Source organism: Aeromonas sp. OTU364, from assembly GCF_038440395.1.
In the GTDB taxonomy this organism is placed as follows: domain Bacteria; phylum Pseudomonadota; class Gammaproteobacteria; order Enterobacterales; family Aeromonadaceae; genus Aeromonas.
In genome coordinates this window covers 58,474-76,247 of the sequence record NZ_JASATR010000010.1, presented here as the reverse complement: position 1 = coordinate 76,247, position 17,774 = coordinate 58,474, and the positions used below count along the sequence as shown (strand labels likewise).

General features: G+C 58.9%; 16 protein-coding genes and 14 tRNA genes. 2 read left to right on the top strand and 28 right to left on the bottom strand.

Annotation, left to right across the window (positions count from 1 at the left end; genetic code table 11):
- Nucleotides 1–28: 28 nt before the first annotated feature.
- On the top strand, nucleotides 29–895 hold the full coding sequence (locus tag AAHB08_RS11775; protein WP_342059011.1) for a D-hexose-6-phosphate mutarotase: 867 nt from the start codon (nucleotides 29–31) through the stop codon (nucleotides 893–895).
- A gap of 312 nt (nucleotides 896–1,207) precedes the next feature.
- Here AAHB08_RS11775 and nadA read toward each other — a convergent pair whose 3' ends face one another.
- A complete protein-coding gene (nadA, locus tag AAHB08_RS11760) occupies nucleotides 1,208–2,281 on the bottom strand; it encodes a quinolinate synthase NadA (RefSeq protein ID WP_342059010.1) in 1,074 nt (357 codons plus the stop codon).
- A gap of 141 nt (nucleotides 2,282–2,422) precedes the next feature.
- On the opposite strand from nadA, the gene AAHB08_RS11755 reads away from it, so the two are divergent.
- A complete protein-coding gene (locus tag AAHB08_RS11755) occupies nucleotides 2,423–4,528 on the top strand; it encodes a methyl-accepting chemotaxis protein (protein ID WP_342059009.1) in 2,106 nt (701 codons plus the stop codon).
- Between the two features lie 46 nt (nucleotides 4,529–4,574).
- On the opposite strand, the gene AAHB08_RS11750 is transcribed toward AAHB08_RS11755, so the two are convergent.
- From AAHB08_RS11750 to ruvA, 27 genes are all read right to left on the bottom strand, one after another.
- Nucleotides 4,575–4,650, bottom strand: a tRNA-Val gene (locus tag AAHB08_RS11750).
- A gap of 18 nt (nucleotides 4,651–4,668) precedes the next feature.
- Nucleotides 4,669–4,744 (bottom strand) — tRNA-Lys (locus tag AAHB08_RS11745).
- Between the two features lie 24 nt (nucleotides 4,745–4,768).
- Nucleotides 4,769–4,844: transfer RNA gene (locus AAHB08_RS11740), tRNA-Val, on the bottom strand.
- Nucleotides 4,845–4,861: 17 nt separating this feature from the next.
- A tRNA-Lys gene (locus AAHB08_RS11735) sits at nucleotides 4,862–4,937 on the bottom strand.
- Between the two features lie 21 nt (nucleotides 4,938–4,958).
- Nucleotides 4,959–5,034 (bottom strand) — tRNA-Val (locus AAHB08_RS11730).
- 22 nt (nucleotides 5,035–5,056) lie between these two features.
- Nucleotides 5,057–5,132: transfer RNA gene (locus AAHB08_RS11725), tRNA-Lys, on the bottom strand.
- A 46-nt stretch (nucleotides 5,133–5,178) separates the two neighbouring features.
- Nucleotides 5,179–5,254: transfer RNA gene (locus AAHB08_RS11720), tRNA-Val, on the bottom strand.
- 18 nt (nucleotides 5,255–5,272) lie between these two features.
- Nucleotides 5,273–5,348 (bottom strand) — tRNA-Lys (locus tag AAHB08_RS11715).
- Nucleotides 5,349–5,372: 24 nt separating this feature from the next.
- A tRNA-Val gene (locus AAHB08_RS11710) sits at nucleotides 5,373–5,448 on the bottom strand.
- 18 nt (nucleotides 5,449–5,466) lie between these two features.
- Nucleotides 5,467–5,542: transfer RNA gene (locus AAHB08_RS11705), tRNA-Lys, on the bottom strand.
- 21 nt (nucleotides 5,543–5,563) lie between these two features.
- Nucleotides 5,564–5,639: transfer RNA gene (locus AAHB08_RS11700), tRNA-Val, on the bottom strand.
- 22 nt (nucleotides 5,640–5,661) lie between these two features.
- Nucleotides 5,662–5,737 (bottom strand) — tRNA-Lys (locus AAHB08_RS11695).
- Nucleotides 5,738–5,783: 46 nt separating this feature from the next.
- Nucleotides 5,784–5,859, bottom strand: a tRNA-Val gene (locus AAHB08_RS11690).
- 32 nt (nucleotides 5,860–5,891) lie between these two features.
- Nucleotides 5,892–5,967 (bottom strand) — tRNA-Lys (locus AAHB08_RS11685).
- A gap of 174 nt (nucleotides 5,968–6,141) precedes the next feature.
- On the bottom strand, nucleotides 6,142–6,948 hold the full coding sequence (ybgF, locus tag AAHB08_RS11680) for a tol-pal system protein YbgF (protein WP_162519289.1): 807 nt from the start codon (nucleotides 6,946–6,948) through the stop codon (nucleotides 6,142–6,144).
- A gap of 158 nt (nucleotides 6,949–7,106) precedes the next feature.
- Nucleotides 7,107–7,631, bottom strand: coding sequence for a peptidoglycan-associated lipoprotein Pal (gene pal, locus AAHB08_RS11675; protein WP_005331552.1), 525 nt, complete (start codon nucleotides 7,629–7,631; stop codon nucleotides 7,107–7,109).
- A gap of 50 nt (nucleotides 7,632–7,681) precedes the next feature.
- A complete protein-coding gene (gene tolB, locus AAHB08_RS11670; RefSeq protein ID WP_025325804.1) occupies nucleotides 7,682–9,007 on the bottom strand; it encodes a Tol-Pal system beta propeller repeat protein TolB in 1,326 nt (441 codons plus the stop codon).
- Between the two features lie 93 nt (nucleotides 9,008–9,100).
- A complete protein-coding gene (gene tolA / locus AAHB08_RS11665; RefSeq protein WP_139439080.1) occupies nucleotides 9,101–10,234 on the bottom strand; it encodes a cell envelope integrity protein TolA in 1,134 nt (377 codons plus the stop codon).
- A 5-nt stretch (nucleotides 10,235–10,239) separates the two neighbouring features.
- The gene (gene tolR / locus AAHB08_RS11660) at nucleotides 10,240–10,686 is read right to left on the bottom strand and encodes a protein TolR (protein ID WP_005331545.1); all 447 of its coding nucleotides are present in this window, start codon (nucleotides 10,684–10,686) and stop codon (nucleotides 10,240–10,242) included.
- Complete coding sequence (gene tolQ / locus AAHB08_RS11655; protein ID WP_025325802.1) at nucleotides 10,687–11,376, bottom strand: protein TolQ; 690 nt, start codon at nucleotides 11,374–11,376, stop codon at nucleotides 10,687–10,689.
- Nucleotides 11,366–11,773 carry a tol-pal system-associated acyl-CoA thioesterase gene (gene ybgC / locus AAHB08_RS11650; RefSeq protein ID WP_005331541.1) on the bottom strand — a complete coding sequence of 136 codons (408 nt, stop codon included), beginning with the start codon at nucleotides 11,771–11,773 and terminating at the stop codon, nucleotides 11,366–11,368. The genes tolQ and ybgC overlap by 11 nt, the downstream gene beginning before the upstream one ends.
- Before the next feature lie 208 nt (nucleotides 11,774–11,981).
- On the bottom strand, nucleotides 11,982–12,293 hold the full coding sequence (locus AAHB08_RS11645) for a cyd operon YbgE family protein (protein WP_111913291.1): 312 nt from the start codon (nucleotides 12,291–12,293) through the stop codon (nucleotides 11,982–11,984).
- Nucleotides 12,280–12,396 (bottom strand): cytochrome bd-I oxidase subunit CydX, encoded by a 117-nt coding sequence (gene cydX, locus AAHB08_RS11640; RefSeq protein WP_005331536.1) that lies wholly within the window; start codon nucleotides 12,394–12,396, stop codon nucleotides 12,280–12,282. The genes AAHB08_RS11645 and cydX overlap by 14 nt, the downstream gene beginning before the upstream one ends.
- Nucleotides 12,397–12,410: 14 nt before the next feature.
- Entirely contained in the window at nucleotides 12,411–13,547 is a 1,137-nt protein-coding gene (gene cydB / locus AAHB08_RS11635; protein ID WP_042650005.1) for a cytochrome d ubiquinol oxidase subunit II, read from the bottom strand.
- Nucleotides 13,548–13,559: 12 nt separating this feature from the next.
- Nucleotides 13,560–15,116 (bottom strand): cytochrome ubiquinol oxidase subunit I, encoded by a 1,557-nt coding sequence (cydA, locus tag AAHB08_RS11630; protein ID WP_139439078.1) that lies wholly within the window; start codon nucleotides 15,114–15,116, stop codon nucleotides 13,560–13,562.
- 937 nt (nucleotides 15,117–16,053) lie between these two features.
- Nucleotides 16,054–17,064, bottom strand: a complete 1,011-nt coding sequence (ruvB, locus tag AAHB08_RS11625; protein ID WP_043128861.1) for a Holliday junction branch migration DNA helicase RuvB — start codon at nucleotides 17,062–17,064, stop codon at nucleotides 16,054–16,056.
- Nucleotides 17,065–17,139: 75 nt separating this feature from the next.
- Nucleotides 17,140–17,754, bottom strand: coding sequence for a Holliday junction branch migration protein RuvA (gene ruvA, locus AAHB08_RS11620; protein WP_043128860.1), 615 nt, complete (start codon nucleotides 17,752–17,754; stop codon nucleotides 17,140–17,142).
- Between the last annotated feature and the right edge of the window lie 20 nt (nucleotides 17,755–17,774).

The following is a 17,774-nucleotide window of genomic DNA, read 5'->3' as shown; positions in this document are numbered from 1 at the left end:
CTGAATGTGCCCGAACACAGGAGTCTCCATGCAACCGACACGTACTCTGACTGCCCACTGCACCCTTAGCCACCCAGCGGATGGCCAGCCTCTGCTGACCATCGACAACCAGCATGCCAGGGCCGAGATCAGCCTGTTTGGCGCCCATGTGCTGAGCTATCAGCGCCACGGCGAACCCGCCTCTATCTGGCTCAGCGACAAGGCCGTGCTGGATGGCAGCAAGCCGATCCGGGGCGGTATCCCTCTGTGCTGGCCCTGGTTCGGCCCCTCCCCCGCTCGCGTCGGCAGCGGCAAACCGGCCCATGGCTTCGCCCGCACCAGCCTCTGGACCCTGGATGGCGTCTCCGATCACGGGGATGGCACCCTCGTCCATCTGTCTTTGCGTGACACCGACGCCAGCCGTGCCCTCTGGCCCCACGCCTTCGAGCTGGAGCTGGATGTGCTGGTGGGCAAGGAGCTCTCCCTGGTGCTGACCACCCGCAACACCGGCAAGACGCCCCTCACCTACAACGCGGCCCTGCACACCTATCTGCAGATAAGCCGCCCGGAGGCCGTTCAGGTGACCGGCCTCGGCGAGCCTTACCATGACAAGCTGACCGGCCGGGAGGCACAGCAACAGGGGGCGCTGACGCTCTCTGCCGCCATGGATCGCATCTACAACCAGCCCGACCCCATGGTCAGCCTGCAGGATGGGGATCGCACCACCCAGGTAGTGAGCGGCAACCATGACAGCGTGGTGGTCTGGAATCCCTGGGCTGAGGGCGCCGCGGCCATGGCCGACATGAGCGACGACGGCTACCGCACCATGCTGTGTGTCGAGGCAGCCATCACCGCCGACGCCGGCATCACTGTTGTACCGGACGAGGAGCACAGCTTCTCTACCGTGATCATCTGAAGCCTGGGCGGGCGATGAAGGCTATCACTCCAACCTCTGTGTCGAGGTAGCCATCACCGCCGACGCCGGTATAACGGTGGCACCGGACGAGGAGCACAGCTTCTCTACCGTGATCATCTGAAGCCTGGCCGGGCGATGAAGGCTATCACTCCAACCTCTGTGTCGAGGCAGCCATCACCGCCGACGCCGGCGTAACGGTGGCGCCGGACGAGGAGCACAGCTTCTCCGCCGTGATCATCTGACGATATGTCAGACGGATAAATAAAGAGGGCTCCCGCGGGAGCCCTCTTTGCATCTTGTCATCAGAGAAGGTCAGGCATTGCCCTGGGTCTTGAGCTTGAGCTCGGCAGCGAAGTTCAGCATGCGATCCAGCGGGATCAGGGCCTTCAGGCGCAGCGCCTCATCCACATGGATCTCATGACGCTCGGCGCCGTCGGTCAGCGCTTCCTTGATCGCCACCAGACCGTTCATCGCCATCCAGGGACAGTGGGCACAGCTGCGGCAGGTGGCACCATCGCCACCGGTCGGCGCCTCCACCATCTCCTTCTCCGGGCAGGCCTGCTGCATCTTGTAGAAGATGCCGCGATCGGTCGCCACGATCAGCTTCTGCTGGGACAGCTCGCGGGCCGCCTTGATGAGCTGGCTGGTAGACCCCACCGCATCCGCCAGCTCGATGACGGAAGCCGGGGACTCCGGGTGCACCAGCACGGCCGCATCCGGGTTCTGGGCCTTGAGCTCGCGCAGGGCCTTGGCCTTGAACTCGTCGTGGACGATGCAGTGACCCTGCCAGCGCAGCATCTCGGCGCCCGTCTTCTTCTCGATGTAAGCACCCAGGTGTCTGTCCGGCCCCCAGATGATCTTGTGGCCCTGGCTGTCCAGGTGCTCGACTATCTCCAGCGCGATGCTGGAGGTGACCACCCAGTCGGCCCGCGCCTTCACCGCCGCCGAGGTATTGGCATAGACCACGACTATGTGGTCGGGATGGGCATCGCAGAAGGCGGAGAACTGGTCGATGGGGCAGCCCAGATCCAGGGAGCACTCCGCCTCCAGAGTCGGCATCAGCACCCGCTTGTGGGGGCTCAGGATCTTGGAGGTCTCCCCCATGAAGCGCACACCGGCCACGATCAGGGTCTGGGCGGCGTGATCACGACCGAAGCGAGCCATCTCGAGGGAGTCGCCGACGAAACCGCCGGTGGCCTCGGCCAGCGCCTGGATCTCGGGATCCGTGTAGTAGTGGGCAACCAGCACGGCCTGACGCGCCTCGAGCAGCGCCTTGATCTCGATGATCAGGGCCGCCTTCTGTTCGGCAGTCAGGGGAGCCGGTTTGACCGGAAAGGGATAGTCCATCTCGATGACCGGAGGGACACTGCTCAGTGCATTGCTCATTGCGACTGTTCCATCAACGCTTGGAAAGGCCAAAATTATAACCAGAAGCCGCGCACAAACCCATCAACAAATCCAGTACAGTAAAACGGTCAGAACCCGCCCGGATTTATCGTTGTCATTCTTGCCAAAAGGAGTTGTCGAATGAAACAACGCTCGCTCAAAACCAAGTTGCTGCTGCTCACCCTGGGCCTCTTTCTCGCCAGTGGCGTCGCCATGACCCTGATGCAGTCTGCCTCCCTGAACACCCTGCGCAATGACATCATGACCCAGACTCGCGGCGCCCTGGAGCAGGAGGTATCGCGCACCCTGCAATTCCAGGCCGAGCGCTATGCCGTGCAAATCGCCGACCTGTTGCAGCAGTCCTACCAGATACCGCTGGGGATAGCCGCACAGCTCGAAGACGGCATGGCACAGCCGGAGCTGATGCCGAGCCGCCCGCAGGTGGAGCTGCTGCTTGGCAGCCGCCTGCGTCAGGCTGAGGGGATCAGCTCCATCTATGCCCAGTTCGAACCCGATGGCTATGACGGGCAGGATGCCAGCTGGCAGGCGGGGGCAACACACTCGGTCGCGGGCAAGGGCAGCCTGGAGGTGTACTTCACCCGGGAGCAGAATGGCCAGATTGCGCAGCAGCAGATAGATGCGGCAACCAGCGAAGCCAAGTTCGATACCTCGCGCAACGAGTTCGGCATTCGCAACAGCGAGTGGTATCTCTGTGGCCGTGACAGCCTGCGCCCCTGCCTGATGGAGCCCTACCTCTACGAGATAAGCCCTGGCAAGCAGATGTTGATGACCAGCCTGACGGTCCCCATCCTCAAGGGGGGCAGGTTTGTCGGGATCGCCGGGGTCGACATGAACCTGCCCATCTTCCAGCAACTGGCCGAGCGCCTCGGCAAGAGTCTGTATGACAATCAGGCCGAGGTGACCCTGGTCAGCAAGATGGGCTTTATCGTCGGCAGCAACCGCCATGCGGACAAGCTGGGGCGCCCCCTGACGGAGGCCGGACTGGTGGCGCCAGATGGCAAGCCCAGGGATAGCGACAGCGACTTCATCCTGCAGCAACCCATCAAGATCGACGCCGCCGACAGCCAGTGGTGGCTGATGATCAAGGTGCCCAAGGCCCTCGCCCTCAGTCAGGCCAACACCATCAGCAACCAGCTTGGCAGCCTGCTGCAAGCCACCCGGCAACAGCAGCTGATGGCCATAGTCGTCATCACCCTGGTGGCACTGGCTCTGCTCGTCTGGTTCATTCAGACCATCACGGCCCCTCTCTCCCTCATCAGCCGCCACGTCTCCCACCTCGCCAGCAATGAGGGGGATCTGACCCAGCAGATGCAGATAGATACCCACCAGGAGCTCATCGAGCTAGGTAGATACCTCAATGCCTTCCTCGGCAAACTGAGAGCCATGGTGCAGGGCAGCAAGCAGATTGGTCAGCAGGTACACCAGCAGGCAATGGGCATGAAGCAGACGGCGGATGCCATGCGCAGCAGCCTGGATGAACAGAGTCTGGAGTTGGAGAGCGTGGTCAGTGCCATGCACGAGATGAGCACCACTGCGGTCAGCGTGGCGGGTTACGCCGAGCAGGCGGCGCAAGAGTCGGAAACGGCCACCCACCATATCCACAGGGCCCAGCAGACCTTGAGCCGGGCCCGTAGCGAGATCCACACCCTGGTCGAGGACATGCACCAGGCGGACAAGGCGGTGGCGCAGGTGGCCCAGCGCAGCACCAACATCAGCCACATTCTCGACGTGATCCGGGCCATCGCCGAGCAGACTAACTTGCTGGCACTCAATGCGGCCATAGAGGCGGCGCGGGCTGGCGACATGGGCAGGGGCTTTGCCGTGGTGGCGGACGAAGTGAGGGCCCTTGCCAACAAGACCCGTTCATCCACCGACGAGATAGGCCAGCTCATCGGCAGTCTGCAAACCGAGGTCACCAGCAGCCAGCAGCTGATGAATACGGGCATCACCCGATCCGTCAGCACGGTCGAGGGAACCGAGCAGGCCTTCGAGGCGCTCAATCAGGTGGTGAGCCAGATCCAGCAGATCCATGATCACATCAGCCAGGTGGCTACCGCCGCCGAGCAGCAGAGCGCCGTCAGCGATAGCATCAACCAGAATCTGATGCGCATTGGGGATACCGCCACCGCCCTGGGGCAGGAGGCGAGTGCCAGCCACCTCTTGAGCGAGGAGCTGGAGCAGGCGGCAACCACGCTGGCCAACGAACTCGATCGGCTGCACACCTGACGAGCGAATAAAAAAAGCCCGCATTGCTGCGGGCTTTTTTTCAATCTGGTGGTCGTTACTGGGCTCGAACCAGTGACCCCCTCCTTGTAAGGGAGGTGCTCTCCCAGCTGAGCTAAACGACCTGGGATAAAGCTGAATGATGGTGGGTCGTGCTGGATTCGAACCAGCGACCAATTGATTAAAAGTCAACTGCTCTACCGACTGAGCTAACGACCCATCTGTATCATTTTTTTCAAAGCATGGTGGTCGTTACTGGGCTCGAACCAGTGACCCCCTCCTTGTAAGGGAGGTGCTCTCCCAGCTGAGCTAAACGACCTGGGATAAGACTGATGATGGTGGGTCGTGCTGGATTCGAACCAGCGACCAATTGATTAAAAGTCAACTGCTCTACCGACTGAGCTAACGACCCATCTGTATCATTTTTAAAGCATGGTGGTCGTTACTGGGCTCGAACCAGTGACCCCCTCCTTGTAAGGGAGGTGCTCTCCCAGCTGAGCTAAACGACCTGGGATTCTCTGTGGTCAAGATTGGTGGGTCGTGTAGGGATCGAACCTACGACCAATTGATTAAGAGTCAACTGCTCTACCGACTGAGCTAACGACCCATCTTGAACCTGTCACCAACCGCATGTGGCGGACGGTGTTAAAACATGGTGGTCGTTACTGGGCTCGAACCAGTGACCCCCTCCTTGTAAGGGAGGTGCTCTCCCAGCTGAGCTAAACGACCTGGGATATGGCTAAATGATGGTGGGTCGTGCTGGATTCGAACCAGCGACCAATTGATTAAAAGTCAACTGCTCTACCGACTGAGCTAACGACCCATCTGTATCATTTTTTTCAAAGCATGGTGGTCGTTACTGGGCTCGAACCAGTGACCCCCTCCTTGTAAGGGAGGTGCTCTCCCAGCTGAGCTAAACGACCTGGGATAAGACTGAATGATGGTGGGTCGTGCTGGATTCGAACCAGCGACCAATTGATTAAAAGTCAACTGCTCTACCGACTGAGCTAACGACCCATCTGTATCATTTTTAAAGCATGGTGGTCGTTACTGGGCTCGAACCAGTGACCCCCTCCTTGTAAGGGAGGTGCTCTCCCAGCTGAGCTAAACGACCTGGGATTCTCTGTGGTCAAGATTGGTGGGTCGTGTAGGGATCGAACCTACGACCAATTGATTAAGAGTCAACTGCTCTACCGACTGAGCTAACGACCCATCTTGAACCTGTCACCAACCGCATGTGGCGGACGGTGTTAAAGCATGGTGGTCGTTACTGGGCTCGAACCAGTGACCCCCTCCTTGTAAGGGAGGTGCTCTCCCAGCTGAGCTAAACGACCTGGGAATGCTGTCTTCACCCGTTGTGAAGAAATGGTGGGTCGTGCTGGATTCGAACCAGCGACCAATTGATTAAAAGTCAACTGCTCTACCGACTGAGCTAACGACCCTCACCACGACCAGTTCCGAGCGCACTGCTGCACCGGCTCTGACGGCGGCCTATATTACGGATTTATCATCCTGGCGCAATAGAAAAATCTTAAATTAAATCTGTTTGTTCACTGCGCATACAAAGCAGAGCCGTATTTACAAGACTGTTACGAAAACAGTGACATGCAGCAATGTTACAGCTTGCCGAGGCTCTGCTTGGCCAACTGGGCCGGCGAGGTATTGGGGTAGCCCTTGATCACCTGCTCATAGAAGGCCTTGGCTTCCGCTTTCTTGCCGTCGAGCTGCGCCAGCATGCCCAGCTTCAGCAGGGCATCGGCCCGCTTGGGCGACTTGCTGTACTTGTTCGCCACAGTGGAGAACTGGCTGGCGGCACCGGCTCTGTCACCCTTGTTGAACATCAGCTGGCCGAGCCAGTAGTGCGCATTGGGAACATAGCTGGAGCTCGGGAACTGCTTGATGAACCCTTCGAAGGCAGGAATGGCCTTGTCGTAGTTCTTCTCCTTGAGCACCATGTTCACGGCGGCGTCATAGGCCTGGTTCTCGTCCTGATTGGTCGAGTAGTTGGCCGCGGCGGCAGGTGTCGTGGCGCCGGCTGCCGGGGTCGCGGGCGCTGCGGCGGCAGGCTGGCTGTTGGCCACCTTGTCGAGCTCCTGATAGAGCTGGCGCTGACGCTCTTGCGACTGCTCCATCTGGTAGGTCTGCTGCTCCAGCTGACCACGCAGTTCGGAGACCTCCCCTTGCAGGGAGTCGACCTGTTGCTGCAGCTCGGCCTGCAGGCGCAGACGGGCATTCAGGGTGCGCTCCAGCAGGGCGACCCTGTCTTCCAGGCTACCGGTAGGCACGATAGCGCCGTTGTTGCCGCTAAGGACAACCCCACCACCCGAGTCACCACCCAGATCGCTGACAGGGGCCGCCGCATGCGCATTCAGAGCAACCAATACGGCCAGCGCAACAACAGCTTGCTTGTACACAGATTTCATTCGGATCAAACCTTAGCGTTTAGTGCAAATAAAACGGCCAGCGCCATAGTCGCTCGCTTATACAGATTTCATTCGGATCAAACCTTGGCGTTTAGTGCAAATAAAACGGCCATCGAAATGGCCGCTTGCATATAAACGAACTTCGTTCGGTTCAAACCTTAGTAAACCAGGACCGCACGGCGGTTTTTGGCAAAGGCGTCCTCGGTGTGGGACAGATCCAGCGGCTTCTCTTCGCCATAGCTGACGATGGAGAGCTGCTCGGCCTGCACACCCAGGGTTTGCAGATACTTGGCAACGGCCTTGGCACGACGCTCACCCAGGGCGATGTTGTATTCTGGAGTACCGCGCTCATCGGCGTGGCCTTCGATCAATACCTTGACGCTCGGACGCTCACGCAGGTAGCTGGCATGGGCATCCAGCAGGTCGGCGTACTGACCCTGAATGTCGTAACCATCGTACGGGAAGTAGATCACGTTATCGCGCTGCAGAGCTTCGAACTTCTGACGCATCTGCTCTTCCGGGGACAACATGCCGTTGGCGCCACCGGTTTGTACACCGCCCATGCCGTCGGTCATGCCAGACTCGGCGCCAGCGGCGTCGGAGTCGGAAGAAGAACTACAGGCAGCCAGGGTGAACAGTGGCAGTGCGATGGCCAGACCCTTGAGCAGTTTATTGAGTTGCATGCTATTTCCTTAAACCTTTATAACAAAACAAAAAACAATCGATTTTTTTATCAATTCAAGAAGGGCGACCAAGCTGGTGCACGAATTTCACCGCTACTGGTCGGAAGCACTGCCTTGAAGCGACCATCGGTCGACACCAACGCAAGACTCTTACGACCCTGATAGATGGTGGCATAAATGATCATGCTGCCATTGGGTGCCACACTTGGCGACTCGTCCAGAGCACTCTGAGTCAGTACCAACATGGCTCCGTTCTCCATATCCTGGCGAGCGATGCGATATTGTCCCTGAACCCGGGTCACCATCACCATGGACTTGCCGTCCGGCGTGATGGATGCCCCCTGGTTGGAATCCCCTTCCCAGGTCATCCGGCGAGTGACGCCAGTCGCCAAATTTACGCTATAAATCTGGGGTTTGCCACCACGTTCAGAGGTGAACAGCAAAGTTTGACCGTCCGGCATCCAGGAGGGTTCGGTGTCTATGGTACGGTTATTTGTGACTCGAGTGAGTTGCTTGCTAGCAACATCAACAACATAGAGATCAGGCTGCCCATCTTTGGACAAAACAATAGCCAAACGGCGACCATCTGGTGACCACTCGGGGGCACCGTTGATGCCGCGGAAACTGGTGATCAGGCTGCGTTGCTGGGTATAGATGTCCTGCACATAGATCTCGGACTTCTGGTTCTCGAAGCTCACATAGGCCAGCTTGCTGCCATCCGGCGACCAGGCCGGTGACATCAGCGGCTCGCGGGAGCGCAGCAGGGTCTTCTCGTTGTAGCCATCGTAATCTGAGATCCGCAGCTGGTACGGGAACTGGGTGCCCTGCTGGACGGAGACATAGGCCAGACGGGTCAGGAAGGCACCACGCTCACCGGTCAGCCGCTCGTAGACGATGTCGGAGATGCGGTGGGCGAACTGGCGCATCTGGGCACCCGGTATGGTCGCCATGCGGCTGTCGAGGATGTAGCCGTTTGCTTCCCCGCCCTGGGTCTTGGCCAGCTGGCCCTTCAGCACGTCGACCAGCTCGAAGTTGATCTTGTAGGTGCCATCACCGACCGCCGCGATGGAACCGACCACCACGGCCTCCACACCCTGGGACGCCCAGGGAGCGAAGTTGATCTCGCCGCTGGTGCTCGGGGTCTGCGGCATCTGGCCACGGGCCAGCGGCTTGAACTTGCCGCTGCGCATCAGGTCGTTGGAGACCACCTCTGCGATGTCCTGTGGCAGTTGACCATTGCCCTCCCACTTGAAAGGAGCGATGGCGATGGGACGCGCACTGTCAATACCGCCGGTGATGACGATGTCCAAGGCCGCCTGAGCGCTCTGGCCTAGCAGAAGGCAGCCAACCAAAGCAAAAAACACTTTTCTTATCATGGCTTAAATACTCTGTTCCAATAAAAATGAGAGGTGAAATTCCTTTATCAGCAGATGCTGCCAACCACGGTCAATGACCCCGTTTTATCACGTCTAGATGCTAGGTTCTAACTTGAGGTTAAACTCCTTCAACATCTCGAACGCCGCCGGGTCCTTCGGCACCGGCAACTGATTCGCCTTCAGCACTGCCGCCTTGCCGGAGCGGCAGACCGCCGGGTCACCCTGACCGTTGTCCACCGAGATGACGAAGCCGGTACTGGCCAATTTGACACCGATAGTACAGGTTTTGCCCCGCATGGTGGGATCCAAAATCATGTAGCGCTCGACCGTTGCCTTGATGAGGGCGGCGTACTTGTCGACCTCCCCCTTGGCGGCAGCCGATGCGGCCTGGCTGCGGGAACTGGCCTCAGCCTCCAGCTGCTGCTGCATCATGGCTTCCATCTCTTTCTGCAGCTTGGCCTCCTCGGCCGCCTTGCGTTTGCGCTCCGCCTCTATCTTGGCCTTCTTGTCAGCCTCGGCCTTCGCCTTCTTCTCTGCGTCAGCTTTTGCCTTCTTGGCGGCTTCATCTGCAGCCTTTTTCTCTGCCTCAGCCTTGGCCTTCTTCTCGGCTTCCGCCTTGGCTTTCTTCTCGGCCTCGGCCTTGGCCTTCTTGTCGGCTTCAGCCTTCTTGGCCGCATCCGCCTTCGCCTTGGCTTTCTCTTCGGCCTGCTTCTTCTCCAGCTCTTCTTTCTTTTTCTTGAGCGCCAGCGCCTTGGCGAGTTCCTCTTCCTGGCGCTTGGCTTCAGCCTGCTTGGTCTTCTGCGCCTCCAGCTTGCGGGCCTCTTCGGCCTTCTGGGCCTGCTCTTCCGCCTGCTTCTGCTCGGCTACCTTCTTTTGCTTCTCGGTCTCGGCCTTGCGGGTGGCCTCTTCGGCCTCCTTGCGCTTGGTCTCGGCGATGCGCAGACGCTCCTGCTCCTTCGCCAGCTCGCGCCGGGCCTGATCGGCGTCTTCCTTGTCCTTCTCTTTCTGCTGCTGGGCAGCCTTGGGCTGAGCTTTCTGCTGCTGGATCTGCTGTGCCTGTTGCTCCAGGAACTCGCTGTCCAGCATCACCGCATTGACGATCTGTCCCTTCGACTCGGGGCGCTTGGGCTTGCTGAAGTCGACCCCGACCAGCAGTATGATGCCGATGATCAGATGCAGCAGCAGCGACGCGACGAGATAACCGGAAATACCACGCTTCACATCCATCTCCGTCAGTTCACCGGATCCGTCATCAGGCCAACCTGAGGCACACCGGCTTTCTTGAGGGCCACCATCAGCAGGATCACCTCTTCGTAACGCACGGACTTGTCACCCGCCACCACCACGGGAGCATTCTGGTTGATGGCCAGATAGCCCATGGCCTTCTCGGTGATGTATTGCTGCATCGCCTCGGGCGTGCCGCTTGGCACTGGCTCGTCATCCGCCTCACCGGCCTTGATGACGTACTCACCCTCGGTGTTGACGCTGACGATGAAGGGGGGCTTGGCATCCTCGGGCAGTTGCTCGGACTCCGCCTGGGGCAGGTCCACCTTGACCCCTTGCGTGATCACCGGCGTCACCGCCATGAAGATGATGAGCAGCACCAGCATGACGTCGATATAGGGCACCACGTTGATCTCGGCGACCTTCTTGCGCCGGATCCGCTGATAGGTTTGCATTTACTTGTCACCCTGCTGCTGTGCAATCTGGCGGTTCAGTATGGTGGTGAACTCGTCCATGAAGTTGGCGTAGGCGTTCTCCAGCTTCTCCACCTTGTTGGTGAATCTGTTATAGAAAATAACCGCGGGAATGGCCGCGAACAGACCCATGGCGGTGGCGATCAGCGCCTCCGCGATGCCCGGTGCCACCATCTGCAGCGTCGCCTGCTGCACCTGGCCCAGGGCGATAAAGGCGTTCATGATGCCCCATACGGTACCAAACAGGCCGATATAGGGGCTGATGGAGCCGACGGTCGCCAGCACTGGCAGGTTGGATTCCAGCTCGTCCACCGCACGGGACAGAGAGACGCGCATGGCGCGGTAAGTACCGTCCATCACCGCATCCTGGCCACGGGCACCGGCCTTGAGCAGGCGGGCATACTCCTTGAAGCCGGAATAGAAGATGTCTTCCATGCCTTCGATGTCATCGCGGCGGGAGGAGGACTCCTGATAGAGACGGTTGAGGTCGACGCCGGACCAGAATCTGTCTTCAAACTGCTCCGAGGCGAGGTTGGCCGCCTTGATGACCTTGGAACGCTGGATGATCAGCGCCCAGGAGACGACCGACATGCCCATCAGGGTCATCATGACCAGTTTCACCAGCAGGCTGGCTTGCCAGAACAGACCAATAAACGAAATTTCAGCGTGCACTTAACAGCACTCCCTTGATTTTTTCAGGTATTGCAACAGGTTTCATTTGCGGATGACTGACACAGGCAATCTGTACCATGGCCTGGGTGATCAGTCGTCCATCAGCCGCCAGGATCTGCTGTGAAAAGCGCATGGATGCACGTTTCACTTCAGTCACTTGCGTCAATACGGTCAGCAGTTCATTGAAGCGGGCCGCGGAGCGGAAATCGATCTCGGTGCGACTCACCACGAAGGCGATCCCCGCCTGCAACAGGACATCTTGCTCGATGTCGCCGGCGCGCAGGAACTCGGTGCGAGCCCGTTCCATAAACTTGAGATAATTGGCGTTGTAGACGATGCCTCCGGCGTCTGTGTCTTCGTAGTAGACACGTACCGGAAACTCAGAGACTTCCCCCATAAAAATCTGTGATCCATTCGACAGTCAGATGGGGGGCTATCATAGCGCAGGGCTGAATAGGAAAGAAGCAGGGGGAGACAGGGAAATCCCATCTCCCCCTGTTTTTTATGGCAGGCAATAATGGCCGATCCGCCGGGGGCAAAACCACGGCCGCACTGCGGGGTACAAAAGCAGAGGGAGGCAGAAAATGTCTGGCCTCCCTCTGTGTTTATGGCAGGTAATAACCGCTGGTCAGCCAGAGCCCGTACAACAGGCTTGGCAAGGCGAGCCAGGGGAAAAACAGCAGGCGCCCGACCAGGCTGCGGGGGTGGAATCCCAGTCCGTGCATGACGCCGCAGCAGACCGCCCACATCAGCCAGGGGGCCAGCCAGAGACCGTGGTCACTGGTGTTGGCGGCGACCAGATTCGGTGCCTGCAAGATGGCGACGCCCAGCAGGGCCGCCGCCAGCAACATCAGACCTTGCCATGGCTGGCGCTCCAGGGGAGCGGCCAGCCGGGCGAGCCTGTCACTTGTCTTCATCGATCTGACGATCCAGGTTCTCGGTGTGCTCCAGCCAGAGCGCATTGATGATCCCAAACGCACAGGCCAGCAACAGCCCCAGGATCCAGGTGAAATACCACATATCAGGGCACCTTCTTAGTAGAGCGATTGTTGGTTGTCTTCGATGTGCTTGTTACTCACCCGGCCAAACATCTTGATGTAGGTCCAGATGGTGTAAGCCAGCACTGTCGGTACGAAGACGACTGCGACTACCGTCATCACCTTGAGGGTGTTGAAGGAGGCGGTGGCATCCCACATGGTCAGGCTCTGGGACGGCTCCAGGCTGGAGGGCATCACGAACGGGAACATGGAGAAGCCCGCGGTCAGTATGATGCCGGCAATGGCCAGGGAGGAGAACAGGAACGCCATCCAGCCCTTGCCCAGCTTGGCCGCAAGCGCGGTCAGCAGGCTCATCACCAGACCCAGCACGGGGGCGGCAATCATCCAGGGGTAGAGGTTGTAGTTCTGCATCCAGGCACCGGCCTGCACCACCACTTCCTTGTGAAGCGGGTTGGTGACGGCGTCGGTGGCGACGGCGCCCACGATCACATAGCCATCCATGCCGCTCACCCAGACACCGGCCAGGGCAAACAGCACCAGGGTCAGCAGGGAGAAGATCATGGCGGCGGTGCGGGAGCGGGCCAGCACTTCACCTTCGGTCTTCATCATCAGCCAGGCAGCGCCCTGGGTCACTATCATGAACAGGCTCACCAGACCGGCCAGCAGACCGAACGGGTTGAGCAGGCCGAAGAAGTTGCCGTGGTAGGTCAGCATCAGGAACTGGTTGAAGCTGAAGGGAACCCCTTGCAGCAGGTTGCCGAAGGCCACCCCGAAGATGACGGGGGGAATGGCACTACCGGCGAACAGCGCCCAGTCCCAGCTGGTGCGCCACTGGGCGCCTTCCTGCAGGGAGCGGTACTTGAAACCGACCGGACGGAAGAAGAGCGCCATCAGGGTCAGGATCATGGCGATGTAGAAGCCGGAGAAGGCCGCCGCATACACCATGGGCCAGGCCGCAAACAGGGCACCGCCCGCGGTGACCAGCCAGACCTGGTTGCCTTCCCAGTGCGGCCCCATGGTGTTGAGCATCACCCGACGCTCCACATCCTTCTTGCCGACGAAGGGGAGCAGGGCACCGACCCCCATATCGAAGCCGTCGGTGATGGCGAAGCCGATCAGCAGCACGCCGACCAACACCCACCAGACCAGACGCAACATTTCGTAATCAAACATGGGTTACTCTCCTTATGCCTTGCTCTGTTCGAAGTGGTACTTGCCCGTCTTCAGGCTGCTTGGGCCCAGACGCGCATACTTGAACATCAGGTACATCTCGATGATCAGCAGTACGGTGTAGAACAGGCAGATCCCGATCAGGGAGAACCAGATCTCGGACGCAGGGATATTGGATGCGGAGACTGAGGTCGGCAGCATCTCGGCGATGGTCCAGGGTTGGCGACCGTACTCGGCGACAAACCAGCCTGCCTCGATGGCGATCCAGGGCAGCGGGATGCCGTACAGCAGCGCCTTGAGCAACCACTTGCGCTCACCGATCTTGTGGCGAGTGCTGTCATAGAAGGCCAGACCGATCAGCACCAGCATCAACATGCCGCAGGCAACCATGATGCGGAAGGCGAAGAACAGCGGCAGCACCTGCGGGATGGAGTCATCCACGGCGGCCTTGATCTGATCGTCGGTCGCGTCGGTCACGTTGGCGGTGTAACGCTTGAGCAGCAGACCGTAGCCCAGATCCTGCTTCACCTCGTCGAAGCGAGCGCGGGTCTCGTCTGACTTGTCGCCGGATTGCAGCTTGGTCAGCAGATCGTAGGCTGTCATGCCGCTGCGCACGCGCACTTCATGCTCGCTCTTCAGATCCTTGAGACCGGTCACCTGACCGTCCAGGGAACGGGTCGCTATGATGCCGAGGGCATAAGGGATCTTGATGGCGTAGTCGGTGCGCATCTCTTCCTGGTTCGGAATGCCGAACAGGGTGAAGGACGCGGGGGCCGGCTCGGTGTTCCACTCTGCCTCGATGGCCGCCAGTTTCACCTTCTGCACTTCCCCGGTCTCGTAGCCGGACTCGTCACCCAGCACCAGCACGGAGAGGATGGAGGCCATGCCGAACGCGGCCGCGATGGCGAAGGAGCGACGGGCGAAGGCCACATCACGATTCTTCAGCAGGTAGTAGGAGGAGATGCCCAGCACGAACATGGCGCCCGTGGTGTAGCCCGCCGCCACTGTGTGGACGAACTTGACCTGCGCCACCGGGTTGAACACCAGATCGGCGAAGCTCACCATCTCCATGCGCATGGATTCGAAGTTGAACTCGGCGCCGACCGGGTTCTGCATCCAGCCGTTGGCGACCAGGATCCAGAGGGCGGAGAGGTTGGTCCCGAGTGCCATCAGCCAGGTTGCCGCCAGATGCTGGCGCTTGCTGAGGCGATCCCAACCGAAGAAGAACATGCCGACGAAGGTGGACTCCAGGAAGAAGGCCATCAAGCCTTCGATGGCCAGCGGGGCCCCGAAGATATCGCCGACATAGTGGGAGTAGTAAGCCCAGTTGGTACCGAACTGAAACTCCATGGTGAGCCCGGTGGTAACCCCAAGGGCAAAGTTGATACCAAACAACTTGCCCCAGAACTTGGTCATGTCCCGGTACACTGTGTTGTTGGTCATCACATAGACAGACTCCATGATCGCCAGGAGGAAGGCCATTCCCAGCGTCAGGGGTACAAACAGGAAGTGATAAAGGGCCGTCGCAGCGAATTGGAACCGCGATAGGTCTACCACATGCTCAGCAATCATGATGTTTCCTCACCGATTATTGGCACGGCTATTTTAAGTTTTAAGGACAAAGCTTCCATTGGAAGTCCCCGAATGGTCGATCACCCCTCGCGGACTGACCGGATTCGACTGCCACCACATTAACAACAAGGCAATATAGAGGAACAAAAAAAGCTAATGTTTAACATCTGGTAAACATTAACTACAGTTCTATTCTCGCCTATAATGATGGCTGTTTTATATCATCTTTATTTGATTGAAATCAATGTAAACCCATCATCAATACATGCCTTTTCAAGGCAACTTACAAGCCGTTTCCCATTAATTTTGGGAGCTTGCTCACAAAAAACATTAAACCGTAAATACTTGATTTAAATCAATTTTAACTCTCGTGAAAATAGTTTCAATTCTGTTAAACAAATAGACAAGGTGGGCAGACTCGCCCTTATCAATCCGATATTTCAAGAATGGTGAAGGCCATCATGAAATCAATTTAAAACCAACAAAAACACATGTTTATGCGGATAGGGTCATCTCGCAAATCAATTATTTTATCTAATCCGAAACACATAGATTTTCTTGTTTGTCCGGCCCGGCAAGAGCTCCTACAATGCGCCTCGCAGTGAGGGCACACCTCTGGATACAGGCCGGTCATTCCGGGTTCCCGGTACGTATTCGATGAACATTTCGAACCTGTTTGTTGGGATTAATGATGAAAAAGTTTGTTGCCAAGACCATCCGTTACTACAAGCTTTCGTTCGTTCAACTCTATCAAATGAACCGACTCTGAGGCCTCGCGACGGCTCCTTTGTTTTTTCCCGACCGGTCTGCAGACGCACTCACTGTCTGTGAACATCCATCCTGAATTGTCTTTGCCCACCGCATCCGCCGTGGGCTTTTTTTTGCCCGGATAATAAAAAACCGCCCTAGGGGCGGTTTGTCGTTCAAAAGGCTGCTTTTACTGCTCATCTGGCCGTTGCAGGCCAAAGTGCGCATAAGCTCTCGGTGTCGCGATCCGCCCTCTGGGTGTACGTTGCAGATAGCCTTGCTGGATCAGATAAGGCTCCAGCACGTCCTCTATGGTGTCCTTCTCTTCCCCTATGGCGGCGGCCAGGTTGTCGAGACCCACGGGCCCCCCCATAAACTTGTCGATGACGGCCAACAATAGCTTGCGGTCCATGAAGTCGAACCCCTCATTGTCCACGTCCAGCATATCCATGGCACGGGCCGCTATGGGTCCATCAATGCGACCATCGGATTTCACCTGGGCGAAATCCCGCACCCGTCTTAACAGACGGTTAGCAATCCGCGGGGTCCCCCGGGAGCGGCGAGCCACCTCCAGCGCCCCGTCCCCCGACATGTCGAGCCCGAGGCAGCGGGCGCTGCGGGAGACGATGTCGGTGAGATCCTTGACGTTGTAGAACTCCAGGCGCTGGACTATCCCGAAGCGGTCACGCAACGGGCTGGTCAGGGAGCCCGCCCGGGTGGTGGCCCCGATCAGGGTGAAGGGGGGCAGATCGAGCTTGATGGAGCGGGCGGCAGGCCCCTCTCCTATCATGATGTCGAGCTGGTAATCCTCCATGGCCGGATAGAGCACCTCCTCCACCACGGGGCTGAGGCGGTGGATTTCGTCGATGAACAATACATCGTTCGGTTCGAGGTTGGTGAGCAGGGCGGCGAGATCGCCGGCCTTCTCCAGCACCGGGCCCGAGGTGGTCTTGATGTTGACCCCCATCTCGTTGGCCACGATATTCGCGAGCGTGGTCTTGCCAAGCCCGGGCGGGCCGAAGATCAGCAGATGATCGAGGGCCTCCCCGCGCTGGCGGGCGGCCTCGATGAAGATCTCCATCTGGTCGCAGACGTGATCCTGCCCGGTGTAATCCGCCAGCTTCCTGGGCCGGATGGCCCTATCGATGACCTCGTCCTCGCGGGCGGCACCGGCCGAGATGAGACGATCCGCTTCAATCATGCACTACCTCACGCTCTGCATCCCCGCGGTCACAGTCCGGTGACCCGGGATGGTCCGCTTGCTTCATTGTCATCCTCACACCAGGCTGCGCAGGGATTCACGGATGATGGCTTCCACCGACATGCCCTCGCTGGCCACCTTGGCCACGATCTGGCTCGCCTGCTGCGGCTTGTAACCGAGCGCCACCAGGGCGCTGGCCGCCTCTTCGCTGGCATCGGGGGCGCGCAGCTGGCTCTCCTGGGCGGGCAGGCTGATAGCGGCAGGGGAGAAGAGATCGTGGCTGACCCAGCCCTTGAGGCGGTCTTTCATCTCCACCACCAGCCGCTCGGCGGTCTTCTTGCCCACACCGGGCAACTTGACCAGGGAGCTTATCTCCTCGCGCTCGACGCTCATCACGAACTGGGTGGCCGTCATGCCGGAGAGGATGGCCAGCGCCAGCTTGGGGCCGACCCCGTTGGTCTTGATCAGCTCGCGAAACAGCGCCCGCTCCTGCTTGTGGTTGAAGCCATAGAGCAGCTGGGCATCTTCGCGCACCACGAAGTGGGTGTGAATGACAGCTTCCTTCCCAAGCTCGGGCAGATCATAGAAGCAGCTCATGGGCATGTGCACTTCATAGCCCAGGCCCCCCACTTCGATCAGCACCTCAGGGGGTTGTTTCTCGATGATGACGCCTCTCAAGCGACCGATCATGTTCTCTTCCTCGCCACGCA